General features: G+C 63.3%; 2 protein-coding genes. Both read left to right on the top strand.

Annotated features, from left to right (window positions below):
- The first annotated feature begins 107 nt into the window (after positions 1-107).
- Positions 108-488, top strand: coding sequence for a transposase (locus NKJ46_RS34675; RefSeq protein WP_352671857.1), 381 nt, complete (start codon positions 108-110; stop codon positions 486-488).
- A partial coding sequence (gene tnpB, locus NKJ46_RS34670; protein ID WP_352671854.1) for an IS66 family insertion sequence element accessory protein TnpB occupies positions 485-814 on the top strand: 330 nt, incomplete at its 3' end. The genes NKJ46_RS34675 and tnpB, both read left to right, overlap by 4 nt.

Here is an 814-nt window from a genome sequence, read left to right as displayed (position 1 = left end):
GTAAGCGCCAAGCTGACCCCATCTGGCGCGGCTTGAGGTGATGAGCGAGAGATAGTGACACTGAAGGAGCTGAGGAGCTTGCAGTGTCAATTTCTATGTCTGCGCCTATGCCTGATGATAGGAGCTTCCATATCCTTGAGGCGGTTGCGAACCGGCTGGACGCAAGTCCGCAGCGTCCGCGGCGGCGCTGGTCGGCGGAAGCGAAGGCACGGCTGGTTGAAGAGTCCCTGAAGCCAGGGGCGAACGTGTCGGCGATCGCGCGCCAGGCTGGACTGGCGAGCTCGCAGCTGTTCGGCTGGCGGCGCAAGGCGATCAAGAGCGGTGCGGTCAGGCGGCAGCGAGATGCGGCTCGGCTCGGCTTTGTCGAGGTCACGCCGACAGCGTCTGCGTCGGTGGAGATCGAGCTGGGTGGCGTGGTCATTCGCGCCGGTGCCGATATCAATGAGGAGCAGCTGGTGCGGATCATCCGGGCGGTTCGCCAGGCATGATCCCGGCCGGCGTGAAGGTGTTGGTCGCCAGTCATCCCGTCGATTTTAGAAAAGGTCCCGACGGCCTACTGGCACTGGTGCGCGATGCCGGCTCGGATCCGTTCAACGGCGCGCTTTATGTCTTCCGCGCCAAAAGAGCGGACAGGATCAAGATCGTCTGGTGGGACGGCAGCGGCGTGTGTCTTTATGCCAAGCGACTGGACGACGCGAAGTTCTGCTGGCCGCGGATCGGCCACCACCGGGTCCAGCTCAATCATGCTCAGCTCATGGCTCTGGTTGACGGAATGGACTGGAAACGGGTTCGGACTGAGACCGTCAGGCGGCCG

The organism is Mesorhizobium sp. M0166, from assembly GCF_040322255.1.
GTDB lineage: Bacteria > Pseudomonadota > Alphaproteobacteria > Rhizobiales > Rhizobiaceae > Mesorhizobium.
This window is presented reverse-complemented; position numbering and strand designations above follow the sequence as displayed.